The sequence below is a fragment of the Algoriphagus antarcticus genome (assembly GCF_002150685.1).
GTDB lineage: Bacteria > Bacteroidota > Bacteroidia > Cytophagales > Cyclobacteriaceae > Algoriphagus > Algoriphagus antarcticus.
Genome location: NZ_MSSW01000023.1, coordinates 38345 through 52166, shown reverse-complemented (window position 1 = coordinate 52166; position 13822 = coordinate 38345). Strand labels below are relative to the sequence as shown.

At 40.6% G+C, this 13822-nt stretch carries 14 protein-coding genes; 8 read left to right on the top strand and 6 right to left on the bottom strand.

Annotated elements, in window-relative coordinates; all coding sequences use genetic code 11:
* Positions 1–7 precede the first annotated feature (7 nt).
* The gene (locus BVH04_RS09735) at positions 8–742 is read left to right on the top strand and encodes an SDR family NAD(P)-dependent oxidoreductase (protein WP_086541281.1); all 735 of its coding nucleotides are present in this window, start codon (positions 8–10) and stop codon (positions 740–742) included.
* A gap of 599 nt (positions 743–1341) precedes the next feature.
* On the opposite strand, the gene BVH04_RS09730 is transcribed toward BVH04_RS09735, so the two are convergent.
* Entirely contained in the window at positions 1342–1833 is a 492-nt protein-coding gene (locus BVH04_RS09730) for a SixA phosphatase family protein (RefSeq protein WP_086541280.1), read from the bottom strand.
* Positions 1834–1921: 88 nt separating this feature from the next.
* On the opposite strand from BVH04_RS09730, the gene BVH04_RS09725 reads away from it, so the two are divergent.
* On the top strand, positions 1922–2113 hold the full coding sequence (locus BVH04_RS09725) for a cold-shock protein (RefSeq protein WP_086541279.1): 192 nt from the start codon (positions 1922–1924) through the stop codon (positions 2111–2113).
* 40 nt (positions 2114–2153) lie between these two features.
* Here BVH04_RS09725 and BVH04_RS09720 read toward each other — a convergent pair whose 3' ends face one another.
* Positions 2154–4688, bottom strand: a complete 2535-nt coding sequence (locus BVH04_RS09720; RefSeq protein WP_169714406.1) for a mechanosensitive ion channel family protein — start codon at positions 4686–4688, stop codon at positions 2154–2156.
* Between the two features lie 351 nt (positions 4689–5039).
* Here BVH04_RS09720 and BVH04_RS09715 point away from each other — a divergent pair, with 351 nt between their 5' ends.
* On the top strand, positions 5040–6551 hold the full coding sequence (locus BVH04_RS09715) for a S1C family serine protease (RefSeq protein WP_086541277.1): 1512 nt from the start codon (positions 5040–5042) through the stop codon (positions 6549–6551).
* A gap of 325 nt (positions 6552–6876) precedes the next feature.
* A complete protein-coding gene (locus tag BVH04_RS09705; protein WP_086541275.1) occupies positions 6877–8169 on the top strand; it encodes a serine hydrolase domain-containing protein in 1293 nt (430 codons plus the stop codon).
* Positions 8170–8527: 358 nt separating this feature from the next.
* On the opposite strand, the gene BVH04_RS09700 is transcribed toward BVH04_RS09705, so the two are convergent.
* The gene (locus BVH04_RS09700; protein WP_086541274.1) at positions 8528–9349 is read right to left on the bottom strand and encodes an aminotransferase class IV; all 822 of its coding nucleotides are present in this window, start codon (positions 9347–9349) and stop codon (positions 8528–8530) included.
* Between the two features lie 129 nt (positions 9350–9478).
* Here BVH04_RS09700 and BVH04_RS09695 point away from each other — a divergent pair, with 129 nt between their 5' ends.
* Entirely contained in the window at positions 9479–9898 is a 420-nt protein-coding gene (locus BVH04_RS09695) for a hypothetical protein (protein ID WP_086541273.1), read from the top strand.
* On the opposite strand, the gene BVH04_RS09690 is transcribed toward BVH04_RS09695, so the two are convergent.
* From BVH04_RS09690 to BVH04_RS09680, 3 genes are all read right to left on the bottom strand, one after another.
* Complete coding sequence (locus BVH04_RS09690) at positions 9899–10339, bottom strand: c-type cytochrome (RefSeq protein ID WP_086541272.1); 441 nt, start codon at positions 10337–10339, stop codon at positions 9899–9901.
* Positions 10336–10986: an SCO family protein gene (locus BVH04_RS09685; RefSeq protein WP_086541271.1), complete on the bottom strand. Its 651-nt coding sequence runs from the start codon at positions 10984–10986 to the stop codon at positions 10336–10338. Before BVH04_RS09685 ends, BVH04_RS09690 begins: the two co-directional genes overlap by 4 nt.
* 100 nt (positions 10987–11086) lie before the next feature.
* Positions 11087–11620 carry a CopD family protein gene (locus BVH04_RS09680; RefSeq protein WP_086541270.1) on the bottom strand — a complete coding sequence of 178 codons (534 nt, stop codon included), beginning with the start codon at positions 11618–11620 and terminating at the stop codon, positions 11087–11089.
* A 52-nt stretch (positions 11621–11672) separates the two neighbouring features.
* On the opposite strand from BVH04_RS09680, the gene BVH04_RS09675 reads away from it, so the two are divergent.
* Genes BVH04_RS09675 through BVH04_RS09665 form a run of 3 tightly spaced genes read left to right on the top strand, consistent with a single transcriptional unit; the run spans position 11673 to position 13815 of the window.
* On the top strand, positions 11673–12080 hold the full coding sequence (locus tag BVH04_RS09675) for a hypothetical protein (protein WP_086541269.1): 408 nt from the start codon (positions 11673–11675) through the stop codon (positions 12078–12080).
* Positions 12077–13078, top strand: a complete 1002-nt coding sequence (gene meaB / locus BVH04_RS09670; RefSeq protein ID WP_086541268.1) for a methylmalonyl Co-A mutase-associated GTPase MeaB — start codon at positions 12077–12079, stop codon at positions 13076–13078. Before BVH04_RS09675 ends, meaB begins: the two co-directional genes overlap by 4 nt.
* Positions 13075–13815 carry a PdaC/SigV domain-containing protein gene (locus BVH04_RS09665; RefSeq protein ID WP_086541267.1) on the top strand — a complete coding sequence of 247 codons (741 nt, stop codon included), beginning with the start codon at positions 13075–13077 and terminating at the stop codon, positions 13813–13815. Before meaB ends, BVH04_RS09665 begins: the two co-directional genes overlap by 4 nt.
* Positions 13816–13822 lie beyond the last annotated feature (7 nt).

Sequence of the window (13822 nt, the reverse complement as noted above, 5' to 3'; positions counted from 1 at the left end):
TTCAATCATGAAAAAATCACTTCTTATACTTACTGGCCATAGCAAAGGTCTTGGTCGGGCTATCTTGGATGCTTATTTGCAAAAGGATGAGTTTGAAATTATAGCCATTTCTAGAACCAAACTTGGATTGGATAATTCGAATCTGACCGAAATCAGCATTGATTTCGGAGATTTGGAAGTGCTTGAGAATGAGCTTGCCAGCTTATTTCCTAGAGGTGATTATAAGCAAGTGCTATTGATCAACAATGCTGGATGGATAGGAGAGATCAAGCCCATTGGGAGTCTTCAGTTTAAAAAGATGAGGACGCAGATTAATATTAATTTATTGGCACCTATGTATCTGACGAATGCTTTTGTATCAACTTATAAAGATTCAGAAGCGCGAAAGATTATATGTAATATCAGTTCTGGTGCTGCTTCCAAGCCTATGGAGGGTTGGGGTGTCTATTGTAGCAGCAAGGCTGCGATAGCAATGTTTACAAACGTAGCAGCGAAGGAAAATACCGATGGGAAATTTAGGTTTTTCAGCGTAGCTCCCGGAATCATAGATACGCAGATGCAGGATGAAATCAGACAGGCTGATGGAATGGATTTTCCTCAAGTAGAACGCTTCAAAGGCTATAAGGAAAATGGAGACCTTTCTACGCCAGAGTCGGTGGCAGCTAAGATCAGTTACTTGCTAGAAAACGAAAATAAATTCCATGAAGTAATCCAGGATGTGAGAAACTTTGATTTGCCTTGATGAGGATTCAACCGCGGGGGCACAGAGGTTTACGCAGTGTACGCAGATTTATTTCCAGTCATAATTTTTTTTTCAATGTGCTCACTTGGTTCAAGGCTGGGTAGCGGAAGGAAAATCTTCAGACTTGGGCCTGAGCCATCATTTAATTGCTAGATCCTGAAAATTAATTTCATGAAGTATAACCCAGGATGAGAGAAATTTTAATTTGCCATTATGAGGATTCAACCGCGGGGGGCATAGAGGTTTACGCAGAGGACGCAGATTTATTTTTAGTCATATTTTTTTCAATGTGCTCATTTGATTCAAGGCTGGCTAGCGGAAGGAAAATCTTCAGACGTGGGCCTGAGCCATCATTTAATTGCTAGATAACGAAAATAAATTCCATGAAGTAATTCAGGATGTGAGAAACTTTGACTTGCCTTGATGAGGATTCAACCGCGGGGGCACAGAGGTTTACGCAGAGTACGCACCTGTTTAATTATACTATTATCGTTCGTGTGACATTAACAGGTCGAGAACGGCGACTGAAAACTTCGACTGAGACTGATCACTTCTCAAAACTTACCACATACCACAGCTTTCATTTTTTGAATTCTAATTCACAAATTTTTCTTAGGGTAATCAATAAACCAAGTCTTAGTGTTTTCAGGTCTTAGTTGGATCCAATGAGCTGTATCTACCAATAGACCGTATTGCCCTGAGGTAGGTAGATTGTCTAAGTTTCCACCGAAAAGGTCTATGAAGTCATTCATTCCGGGGTTGTGACCGACCACAAAGATCAGGTCATTGGTATCATCTTGCCTTTGGATACATTTCAAAATCGTAGCGTAGGAAGCGTGATAGAGATTTTTATCATAAGACAATTTCGATTTGGGAATGTGAAGTACCTCAGCGAGTATTTCGGCAGTTTGAGCAGCACGAGTTGCGGGAGAGCTTATAATAAGGTCGGGAAAAATACCTTTTTCCTTTAATCTAAAACCCATTTCAGGCACATCGTCTAGTCCTCGATCAGCCAGAGGGCGCTCGTAATCGCTCAGATTGGGGTTGTTCCAAGCTGACTTTCCGTGTCTCACCAAAATTATTTTCTTCATTTCCTGAAAAAAAGAATGATTATTTTGTTTTTTTTAATACAATATTTACTTTTAGCGCTCTTTCAATTCCAATTTATTACAAATTATTATGTCTACGGGAACAGTAAAATTTTACAATGAGGCCAAAGGGTTCGGATTTATCGTTGACGATGAATCTCAAAGCGAAGTATTCGTACACGCAACCGGTTTGGTAGATCAAGTCGCACAGAATGACAAAGTAACTTATGACATCAAAGAAGGCAATAAAGGGCCAAATGCTGTCAATGTAAGAAGAGCTTAATAAAGATCTTTTTTGTTAGCGAAAATCAATCCTCTGAAGATTATTCTTTAGAGGATTTTTTAATTTCATCTGATGAATTTGGATCTGAACCCAAATCCAACTTTTTGGGACTAATATCTTCTCCGGGCTTTGATACTTTTTCCTGCCAGTTGGAAGGTACAGATTTTAAGTAAAGATCTCTTTTTGGGAAAGGGATTTCAATATCGTTTTCCGCAAATTTTTCAAAAATAGTACTCATAACCTCGGCACGTACATCTATCCAGATATCCATGCTTTCCACCCAGAAAAGTACTCGAAAGTCAACTGAACTATCGTTGAAAGTTTGCATATAAACATGCGGGGAAGGGGCTTTCAATATTCTCTCTCCTTTCAGCACCTCTTCCAAAACAGATTTCACAAGCTTCATATCCGATCCATATCCTACACCAATAATCAATTCTACCCTACGTTTTTTGTCCGAAAGTGTCCAGTTGATCAAGCTTTGCGATAGCAAGTCACCATTTGGTACCACAATCTCAGATCCATCATATGCTTGGATCTTGCTTGCGCGGATACCCACCTCTTTCACTGTTCCTGCATTTAGGCCGACTTCGATCTCATCACCTATCTGAATGGGACGCTCGAAGGCTAGGATTACTCCTGAGACTAGGTTATTGATTATCGTCTGCAAACCAAAGCCGATACCCACAGAAAGTGCTCCTAAGACTATGGCGATTTTGTCAAACGGAATTTTAGCCGCAGTCATTCCGATGAAAAAACCAATTGTCAATACTGCCAGACGGATTAAAAGAACTGAGCTTCCCAGTCTCTGTTTTCTGGAACTTGCATTTCTTTGATCTTTTACAGAAGCAAAGTAGGCTATGTTATTAGCGAGAAAGGTGGATACGTAAAGGATAGTAATGAAAAGAAGAATACTTCCAAATTGAAATACAGTCTCACCCAGCGTACGGTCTTGGAGGAGAAATTCTGAAAGCCAATTATAGACTTCATCAAAATATCCGAGATGCCAGATGACGCCATATAGCCATGTGGCAGAAGCGAATACGTATAGAAAACCTTTCATACGACTCTGCAAATCCTGAAAATCAAAATAGGATGTAAATCCGTCACTCTCTTTTTTGCTATGTTCTATAAATAGATAAATAGCCTCTAGAAAGACATTCACAAATAGAAACAATCCTATACCGCGATAGAATAAGATAGCGCCGGTGACTGAGTAGGTTTTTGAAAGATTGAACCTGCCCATGACATTTGTCAAGAATGCGAATCCTTCTATTACAATTAGAAAGATGGCGAGATACTTCACGAAGGCATTGTGTTTGTTTTTACTTGCATTGGCATATTTCAAAAGCAATATGCCCATCCCTAAGAATAGCAATGAGGACAAGAGTATATACCATCTTTCTTGGTAAACTACCTTCCAGTTTAAACTGCTAAGAGCCAGGAGTAAATACGGTATCATGAAGACAAACCATATTTTAGTGAAATACTCGCCAAATTGCTTTTTGACTAGGAAGCATGAAGCTATCACCATTGAAAGCGAAAGGATTGATATGAAAACTAAGGGAGGTTTAGTGAAAATAATCAAAAATATAGGCAGAAGTATAAGGATCGTAGAGGAGAAAGTATGCCGTTTGAAATATTTGACACGATCTAAAATAAGAGATGCGAAATCTTTTTGATTGCCTATTTCCCTGATAGTAGATTTGATTTTCAGATAAAGTACAATCAGCATAATGCTGCAGATCAGGAAAATGTATCCCTTACGTTCTACATAAGCTTTCATCAAGGTAATATTAAGGTCCATTGACTCGCTAAGCACCGTCCGCAAATTGGTTACTTTTGAATAATTAACTGGTTCCCAAGGGTAATTAATCTCCTTAGTCCAATATTGCCTGTCCAGTCTCTTCTTGTTTTGATTTAGGTATTGGTTCAGGGTCAAAAAAACAACCGTGTTCTCAGAAATCTTAGCTTGAAATCTAGCGGTGAGTATCTCTTGCTCTAGATAAACGCTATCTACTGTTTTTAAAGATTTTTTCAGCATTCGTAGTTCGCTGTTAATAGCCGGAACTAAAGAACTGTCACGAAGTGTCATAGCAAATAACGAATCTGACTTAATGGTATTCAGCCTATCGCCTACCTCAGCAAGTATATCGACTCTCTGTTGAATATTTTTCAGGTAGGATCTATTTAAGTCTCCTGCGGTTGAAACCAAATTCTCCATTCCAACTATATAGCGATGATTGAGATATTGTGAGTCTTCTTCAGTTTTACTCATTATTCGCTCTGCTAAGAGATTGATTTTAGGGAGCATTTCGGACATTTCCGTCGTATCAAGGAAATCAGAAAGTTCCAGTTTTAATTCGCTTAGTTCGAAAGCATAGCGCTGCACCTTACTAATCACCTGAGTCAGTACGGAGCCAGTTGATTTTAGGCTTATTGGCTGGATATCCGCCGTGTCTGCGTAATCAAAAAGCGTATCTATAGCAGCAATTGGTGTGACCGGGTTCTCTTGGGCTTGCGAAAAGAGGGAAAAGGGTAGAATAAAAACCAGTAATAAAAATAAGCGTTTCATAAAATACGTGTATGGGATTAAGATAGAGAAAATCGACCTAAATGAAGATTTACAGCGAACTAAGCTCCTTTGAATAAAGTTTTTCATTTAATGGACGATTATTTCTAACTACAAGAATACAAGTTTTATGGAATGATCGATTTTGAAATTAGAAAAACATCAGGATGTTTATTTTGGTTAAGATGGTAACAGCTTATAAATGGAGAGTTCAATTGATTCAATAATTTAAAGCTCCTGAAAAGCGGTTAATACATGTTAATTTGGTCATGCAGCCAACATTTCAGGTATAATAATTGGATCTATATGATTATCACTCAGTTTAATACTTAAAAAAAATAAACCTAAGGAAATATGAGTAAAAGACAGTTCTTTCTGGGAATCCTTCTTGCCTCTTTGGTCGGAGGCATAGTCGCCTTAGCAGGCGTTAGTTTTCTCGCACAACCACAAAATGCCACAAGCTTCGATGGGAAGCAGCCAGCCAGTTTTGCAAACTTACTTTCCGGCGAAGATTTTACGATTCCAGACGGGATCAATTTTGTAGCCTCTGCAGAAGCTGTAGTGCCGGCAGTCGTTCACGTCAAAAGCCAGATCACATACGCAAGTAGTGGTAGAAGTCAACGAGATCCTATCCACGAATATTTTGGAATACCTCCAAGAGAAGGGCAGCGGGATAAGGGCGGTAGACAACAAGGCCCTGTAGCTATGAGCTCAGGTTCAGGTGTAATTATTTCGCCTGATGGCTACATCGTAACCAATAATCATGTAGTGGAAAACGCAACTAGGCTAGAGATCTCTTTGGATAATAATAAGAGATATGTAGCTGAAGTAATTGGCACTGATCCTACCACAGACTTGGCATTGCTGAAGATCGATGCAGAGGGATTGCCCTTCGTTAGATTCGGAGATTCTGACAAAACTCAAATAGGGGAATGGGTGCTTGCTGTTGGGAATCCGTTTGATTTGAATTCTACCGTTACAGCAGGGATTATTTCTGCGAAAGCTAGAAATATTAGAATTCTTGAAAACGTAGAAAATAATCTCTCCATTGAATCTTTCTTGCAAACTGATGCAGTAGTAAACCCGGGTAATTCCGGCGGTGCACTTGTCAATCTCGCCGGGGAATTGATCGGTATCAATACAGCGATTGCAAGTAGCACAGGTACATTTAGCGGATATTCGTTTGCTGTGCCTAGCACACTGGTGAAAAAAGTGATGGATGATCTAATGAAGTATGGTACGGCACAACGAGCTTTACTTGGTGTAAATATCCAAAACGTAAGTCCTGAACTTGCAGATTATTTAGAGAAGGAATTGCCTGTAGAGCAAGGTGTATATGTAGGTGGTGTCAATGAAAATAGCGCTGGAGCGGATGCTGGACTCCAAGCAGGAGATATCATCATAAGCTTGGATGGCAGAGTGACCAATAACGTGGCGAACTTGCAAGAAATGGTGGCTAGAAAACGGCCAGGAGACAAAGTAGAAGTGGAGTACATCCGTGATGGTAAAACCAATAAAACTAAAGCGACTCTAAAGAATTTCTCAGGTACCACAGGTGTAGTGGAAAAAGTTATTCCAAAAACCTACGCATTTCAAGGTGTCAGTTTTGAAGAAGTGCCTGAACAAGTAAAAGGACAACTCAAACTTTCAGGTGGAGCATTAATTTCAACTGTCACTGGTGAGAAGTGGGGTAGAGCTGGTGCAAAACCAGGTTTCATCATTACTTCTATTATCACCGAAGATGGAAGGCTAAGAATATCAGGAGTAGATAATCTTCTGGAAGTGTTGAATGACAATGAAGGAGATGGAATAGTAGTGCTTGGTATGTTCCAGGATGGAACTGAATACTATTTTGAAGTTGACTAATCGATTATAAATTCAAAAGTGGGCAGGCCGATGATTATTCATTGGCCTGTTTTTTTTGAAGTTTTTCATCCACGGTGAACGCGGAGTATTTCGCAGAGAGCGCAATTTCAAGAGGTGAATGGGCTGAAAGCCCGCCATAACACAGCCCAGCTCTTGGGCTAAGTGAAAAGTAATGCGATTCAAACCAAAGCTCTGAAAGAGCGAAATACCACTTTTATCCATGTTCGTGAACCATAAAATCATGAATGTTTTTTGCCATTGAAAGCAGCAGGGTAGATTTTTGGCAGAGATTCCCTATTTTACCTTTCAATCAAACCCACAACCTATGAATAAGTACATCAGCTTGCTCAGCTGCTTTATTTACACGATTCTTTTGAGTGTAACTATTTTTGCCCAAAGTCCATCAACGATTCTTTCACCGCAAGGGAAACAGCCAATAATTGGGGTTTCAGCAGAGCGATTGGATCGTATCGACCAAATGCTGGAGGAAACCGTAAGTTCGAATCAAGTACCTGGTCTGGTAGCGCTAATCGTGAAAGACGGAAAGATTGTCTATCATGAAGCCAAGGGTCTTGCGGATGTTGCTTCTGGGACTGAAATGGCCAAAGATCAGATTTTTAGAATTGCCTCCCAATCAAAGGCGATTACTTCCACTGCCGTGATGATGCTTTGGGAGGAAGGAAAGTTCAAGTTGGATGACCCGATTTCTAAGTACATTCCCGAGTTTGCCAATCCTCAGATTCTAGCTGGTTTCCGCTATGGCGATTCTTCATATTCTTCCAAGCCTTCTCCGCGCGAGATCACGATTAGGCACCTGATTACCCATACCTCAGGGATCGGATATGGATTGATCGATGGGAATGAGCAGATGAAAATGATCTATCAGAAAGCTGGAATAGTGGATTTGTTCACGACAGAGCCTGTGAAAATCAGAGATAATATTAAGAAGCTGGCAAAGCTGCCGCTCCATCATGAACCGGGAACTAAATATACATACAGCGAAGGACTTGACGTTTTAGGCTATTTCATAGAAGTTATTTCCGGGATGACGTTTGACCAGTTTCTTCAAACTCGGATTTTTGATCCTATGGGAATGAAAAATACCGGATTCTACTTGAATGAAGCTCAAGGGAAAAAGTTGGTGACAATTCACCGAAAAGTAGCTAATCAATGGGAGGCTTTTCCAGTGACTTTTTATGATCCTGATTATCCTAAAACAGGAGCAAAGACTTTCTTTTCTGGTGGAGCAGGACTTTCCTCCTCTGCAGAGGATTATGCGAAATTCCTTCAGATGTACCTAAATGGGGGAGCATACAATGGCACGCGATTCCTGAGTCCAACTACTGTAAAAGCTATCATGAGCAATCAAGTAGGGGATTTGCTGGGTGATGGAGGAAAAGATTATGGATTGGCCTTTGGGCTAGTCGATGAAAAAGGCGTAGCTCAAGGCGGGATCGGAAGCTTAGGTACCTTCGATTGGGGTGGTTATTTCAATACCCAATACTTTGCCGATCCAGTGACAAATACTATAGGGATATTGATGAAGCAAACCCAAGGAGGAACTGGCGATGAGTCGAGCTGGAAATTCCGGCAAATGGTATTTTCAGCGATTGAGTGAGTGGGGTACTTGGTTGATGTTAGTTGGAGAAATATAACTTCGTAAATCTTCCCCTCGGCTTCGCTCGGGGATCGGATTCTTTTTGGTTAAGCGGAGGGTGTTGGAATGAGGTATATCCGTATTTCAACACCCTCCCCGCAGAATCCCAGAAATCCGAAGACCGAGCAGCTGCCTTGCCGGCAGGTCTTCATACTTGGATCTGATACAATGCTGCCTTAAAACTGCCTTAACGGACTGCCGAAAAATATCAATATACCAGATCTTAGATTGCCAGGTTATTGAATTTTTAAGCTCATTATGGAGTATCAGTGCATAACTATTTTTTGATTTCCAAACTATCTAGCTCCCTACTTCCCTCCTAACAACAAAGCTCTTTCTCCAATTTCCTGAATTTTTCTAAGAGACCGAGAGAAACAGGCCCTGGTTTTCCAGAGCCTATCTCATGCTCATCGATTTGAGTTACAGGAAGCAGAACCTTCGTTGTGCTGGTAATAAATGCTTCATCAGCATTCAAAGCTTCTTGCATACTAATAGGCCTGATTTGCACATCTCCTGCCAATTCTATCACATGTTTACGGGTAATTCCCATGAGCACATGAGCATCAGGAGTGCTGATGTTACCATCCTTCACGATGAAAAAGTTGCTTCTAGAGCTCTCGCTTAGGATGCCGTTCATGTGATAAATTACATCTTCAGCACCAGCATCTTTCCAGCGCATACTATCCCAAACTGGATATGCATAATTGGTCGTTTTGATTTCTGCAATTGGTCTCACGTATTCTAGAGAGAGCAGTTTGATGCCCTTGTCGTATTTCTCTTGCGCAGGGAAAATCAATGACTCAGCAAAAATGAAAAGTTTTCCTTTGGCCGGTGAAAAGTGATTCGGGGAAACTCCACCGCTCAAAACCATTCGAATTCCACCTTCTTTGAGATGATTTTTCTCGATCAAGTCTTGAATCACAGCTTTTAGTTCTGCACGGGAATAATCCAGCGGCAGAAAGGTTTTTTCAGCCGAGGCAAAAAAGCGGTCCAAGTAACTGTCCAGGAAAAGAGCTTTAAAATTGACGGTTCGGAAAAAATCGAAAATCCCGTATCCCCGGATAAAACTTAAGTCCATAGGATGAATACTGGCTTTTTCGGTGGATATTATTTGCCCGTCGGCAAAACAAAATGGTTTCATAATGTGCAGTAGTTAAGAGCTTCTAAAATTAATAGCTCTGGCCGAATAAATCACCTTTCTTTCTCATCTTACTTTTTAATACTATCTCTAGATAAAATAGTAACTTTAAGGCAGATAAATTGATTTACCATGAAGCGAACAATTCTATTTTTGATTTTAACCTCATTTTTATTTGTAAACGCCTGTGGCCTAAAGGGTTCAAGTGAGAATGAAAAACTCCGTGCAGAAGTAATTGCTGTTCACGATGAAGTTATGCCAAAAATGGGTCAGCTGAAATCACTGGAGCGTAAAGCTCTCGAAAGGGCACAGGAATTAGAAAGCGAAGATACTATAGATTCAGCAAAGGTAGAAGAGTATAAATCACTTGCATATGATCTTAATCATGCGAATGAGGCCATGTTTGAATGGATGCACCAATACGAAAAAGAGGATGGTGATAAGTCAGAAGAGGAACTCAAGCAATATCTTGATGGACAGATGCTGCAAATAACTAAGGTCAATGTGGAAATGAAAGCAGCATTGGACAATGCGAAAAAAGCGCTGAAATAATCAGAATTCAGGCTTTTCTTGGAGATATTTTTCTACCTGCTTGGAAGTGATCTTTCCTTCATTCATTCCCCAGATATTGTACAGGTAGGTACTGATCTGTGATATTTCCAGAGGAGTGAGTTGTGGACTGGCAGGCATGGCTTGATTATAGATTTGACCATTTACCACGATTTCCCCCTCCTGTCCATACTTCATGATCCACACCGTTCGGTGAACGCTGGCTTGGAAGTAGTCGGATTCACGCAAAGGTGGAATCAGTTTCCCAAGTCCCAAACCGTCATTTTGGTGGCAATTCCCACAGTGATTTTCGTAGATTGTTTTGCCTTCTACAGCATATTTCATCACTTCGGGATCTTGTATTTGAGCTAGCGTATTTTCCTCGTTGGAGCTTTTGGGACTACATGCTGCCGCAAAAAGTAAGATGATTAGATATTTTCTCATTTCCCCAATAGCTTCGGAATATCAGCTATCAACTTATCCACCTGATCTGCTTTGGTACCGTCGTACACGCCTCTAATATGTCCCTTTTGATCTATCAAAAGAAAAGCTCCTGAATGCAGAAATCCCCCAGGTTCATTTTGATCAGCCTGGGCAGTGGTGATGTAGCTAGTTTGGCCTATTTCGTAAATCTTCTCAGAATCCCCCGTTAGAAAATTCCAGGTGTTGTCATCTTCGACACCTAATTTCTGAGCATAATCTTTCAAGACTTCTTGTGTGTCATGATTTGGGTCAATGGTGTGACTCAGGATTTTGAAGTTAGGGTTATCTCCGAATTTGTCAAAGACGCGAAGCATCTCCTTTTTCATAATTGGGCAGATCGTCGGGCAAGTCGTGAAAAAGAAATCTGCCACATATACTTTTCCATTTACGTCAGCATTGGATATTGTCTTACCTTCTTGATTAGTGAATGAAAAGTCAGCTATTTTATGGTAAACCGTATCCTGAACTATCTTCCCATCGACAGTTTTTTCATCTACGTGCCAATTTCCAAGTTTTGGAAGAGGCTCGTTTTTTTCTCCCGCAGGTTTGCAGTGAGTAAATAAAAATGAAATCAGAAGAAGTGATAGGATTGAAAACCTCGTTTTCATGTGCTTTTAATTTAATTTTCAATGGCCACATGGAATCTCGCATGACGGATAATTATTCCTCCGTGTGTTGTTTGCAACATGCTCGATTTCATGGTAATTATTATTTTTTTCTAAATTTTTTATAAAGTCTAATGGCAAGCATCAGAGTTACACCAAGCGTGATTAGCCCTGCCAAACCCCAAACCATGCTCATGGTATTTTTTAGGACAATCAAAAATACGATTGCGAATAAAAGCAGGGTGCTAGCTTCATTCCATATCCTCAACTGAGTGGAGGTCCATCTGGTTCTTCCAGATTGCAATTCTTTGAAAAGTTTATGGCAAAAAAGATGGTAGATATATAGAAGAAACACAAATCCCAACTTGGCTTGCATAAAACCAAGCTCCAAATAACCCCATCGATAGAAGAGAACCCAAGTGCCAAAAATCAAAGTTAAAACAGCAGAAGGCCAAGTGATGATGTACCAAAGTCGGCTGGCCATCAAGTCAAGTTGTGGCTTGAGAATGTCTCGCTCATTTGCAGGTCGTGCCAGCGCCTCGGTCTGATAAATAAACAATCTGACGATATAGAATAGCCCTGCAAACCAAGTGACTATAAAAATGATATGAAGTGCTTTGATGTACTCGAAACCCATTCTCGGAATTTTCGGCTAAATTAAGGCCTAATCTTTATAACCGCACTAGTTTTTGAAAACCTCTAAAATCATTTTCTGGATTATCGCCATTATAGTGGCTGGACTTGTAGTCTATATCTCCATTGATTCTCTTTCCCAACCTGGAATAGAGCGTTTTGAAGGAAAATATGAGGAATTGTCAAGCTATAGAAATGAAAACAATACTGGGCCAGTCATAAGAGTGTATGCGATAAAAGCTCTGGACAGTTCGAAGGAATGGATGCAGGAGTACGGAGACGCACAGCCACATACCAAATACGGCAGGACAGTGGTTTTCTTTTTCTCCAGTGAAATAGATCAGGAAATCAGCTTGTCTCCGACTGATCCCTATATCGCAATAGAGATGCAATCGTATGTAATAGCAACTTACCTAAAGAGTCCAATGGGAGATGTTAATTTTACCGAAGGCTACCCAAAATGAGAAAACGCTTCACACTACAGGAATACAAAGAAGGTGTTCTTTCTGGCGATAGAACGAAGCTCAGCCAATCTATTACACTTGCAGAAAGTGCCTTAGAAAGTGACTTGGGCTTGGCTTCAGACTTGGTGCAGGAGGTTTTGCCGTTTACAGGCAATTCTATTCGAATTGGAATTACTGGAGTGCCTGGAGTCGGGAAAAGTACCTTTATAGAAGCTTTTGGTCAACTATTGGTAGAGCATGGGAAATCTGTTGCTGTTTTGGCTGTAGATCCTTCCAGTCAAAAAAGCAAGGGCAGTATTCTCGGTGATAAAACCCGAATGGAAAAGCTATCTAGCGATAAACGTGCCTTTATCCGTCCCAGTCCAACTGGTGCTACCTTAGGAGGAGTAAGTTCAAAGACCAGAGAGGCGATGTTGCTTTGCGAAGCGGCAGGTTTTGATGTGATTTTAATAGAGACTGTTGGCGTGGGGCAATCCGAAACTGCAGTAAAAGGGATGGTAGATTTCTTTCTTTTACTTATGCTCGCTGGAGCTGGAGATGAACTCCAAGGAATCAAGAAAGGTATCATGGAGATGGCAGACTGCGTTGTGATTCACAAGGCAGACGGGGAAAATCAATCCAATGCCAAGAGGGCAAAGTCAGCGTATAAAAATGCGCTCCATCTTTTTCCGCTCGGACAAAATAACTGGTCAACTCCTGTAATGACAGCTTCTTCCCTGACAGGTGAAGGGCTAAGTGATATTTGGGAAATGATTCAGATATACAATCTCCAGATGCAGAGTTCAGGATTTTGGGAATCAAATCGTGCCGAACAACGACTGAATTGGCTGGATGAGAATCTACATTTTTTGCTGGGTAAATTCTTCCTGGAGCATCAGCAAGTTCAGGAATTGCTGTCCAAAAATCGTAAGCGGGTTGAAAATGGCGAGCGCAGTCCACTGTCTCTTGCACGAGATTTGATAAGTGCTTTTTTCAATCCAAAGAAAAACGATAAATGAAATACCTAGTAGTTATAGCAGCATTACTTTGCTTTGCCTGTAGCAAGTCAGATCAAACTAAAGAGCAACTGAGTTTTAGTACAAAGGCTTTTTCTTCCGAAAGATGTGTGGATGATAATTGTGCAACGGTAGAAGCGAGTTGGCCAGTAGCTGAAAATACATCAGCTGATTCATTGATTAATGAACAGATAAGGCTTCAACTATTGGTTTATTTTCATCACGAAAAGAATTTTGATAACCTTGATTCCGCAGCAAAGGATTTCCTCGATTCGTTTGATGATTTCATAATAGATTTCCCAGATGCTTCAGGCGGCTGGTCAATAGAGCTGAACGTAGAGAAAAGTTATGAATCAGACAGCACACTGAGTTTTAAATTCTCCGAATTCAATTTTGCAGGAGGCACCCACCCCAATTCGAGCATTTACTATATGAACTTTGACAAGAAGACGGGAGAGTATCTGAGTTTAGATCGGGTCATTTTAGATGAGAATAAAATGCTGGAATTGACTGAAGCAGCATTCCGAAATTATCATGAGGTCGAAGAGGGAGTGGCGCTCAAAGATGATGGTCGTTTTTTCTTGCCAGAAACAGGTTTCTTTCTTCCCAATGCAATTGGGTACCAGGCTGATAAACTTGTTCTCATTTACATTCCCTATGAGATTGGCCCTTATGCGATGGGATATACGGAGCTGGAGTTTGATTTGAAGGATTTGGAAGGGATAAGCAGGCTGAAGTGATTTGGGA

What these genes read in the sequence shown, in the direction of transcription:
- BVH04_RS09665 (WP_086541267.1), top strand. Translation starts at nt 13,075, where the DNA reads ATGAAATACCTAGTAGTTATAGCAGCATTACTTTGCTTTGCCTGTAGC.
- BVH04_RS09720 (WP_169714406.1), bottom strand. Translation starts at nt 4,688, where the DNA reads ATGAAACGCTTATTTTTATTACTGGTTTTTATTCTACCCTTTTCCCTC.
- BVH04_RS09685 (WP_086541271.1), bottom strand. Translation starts at nt 10,986, where the DNA reads ATGAAAACGAGGTTTTCAATCCTATCACTTCTTCTGATTTCATTTTTA.
- BVH04_RS09715 (WP_086541277.1), top strand. Translation starts at nt 5,040, where the DNA reads ATGAGTAAAAGACAGTTCTTTCTGGGAATCCTTCTTGCCTCTTTGGTC.
- BVH04_RS09700 (WP_086541274.1), bottom strand. Translation starts at nt 9,349, where the DNA reads ATGAAACCATTTTGTTTTGCCGACGGGCAAATAATATCCACCGAAAAA.
- BVH04_RS09695 (WP_086541273.1), top strand. Translation starts at nt 9,479, where the DNA reads ATGAAGCGAACAATTCTATTTTTGATTTTAACCTCATTTTTATTTGTA.
- BVH04_RS09730 (WP_086541280.1), bottom strand. Translation starts at nt 1,833, where the DNA reads ATGAAGAAAATAATTTTGGTGAGACACGGAAAGTCAGCTTGGAACAAC.
- BVH04_RS09725 (WP_086541279.1), top strand. Translation starts at nt 1,922, where the DNA reads ATGTCTACGGGAACAGTAAAATTTTACAATGAGGCCAAAGGGTTCGGA.
- BVH04_RS09735 (WP_086541281.1), top strand. Translation starts at nt 8, where the DNA reads ATGAAAAAATCACTTCTTATACTTACTGGCCATAGCAAAGGTCTTGGT.
- meaB (WP_086541268.1), top strand. Translation starts at nt 12,077, where the DNA reads ATGAGAAAACGCTTCACACTACAGGAATACAAAGAAGGTGTTCTTTCT.
- BVH04_RS09705 (WP_086541275.1), top strand. Translation starts at nt 6,877, where the DNA reads ATGAATAAGTACATCAGCTTGCTCAGCTGCTTTATTTACACGATTCTT.
- BVH04_RS09680 (WP_086541270.1), bottom strand. Translation starts at nt 11,620, where the DNA reads ATGGGTTTCGAGTACATCAAAGCACTTCATATCATTTTTATAGTCACT.
- BVH04_RS09690 (WP_086541272.1), bottom strand. Translation starts at nt 10,339, where the DNA reads ATGAGAAAATATCTAATCATCTTACTTTTTGCGGCAGCATGTAGTCCC.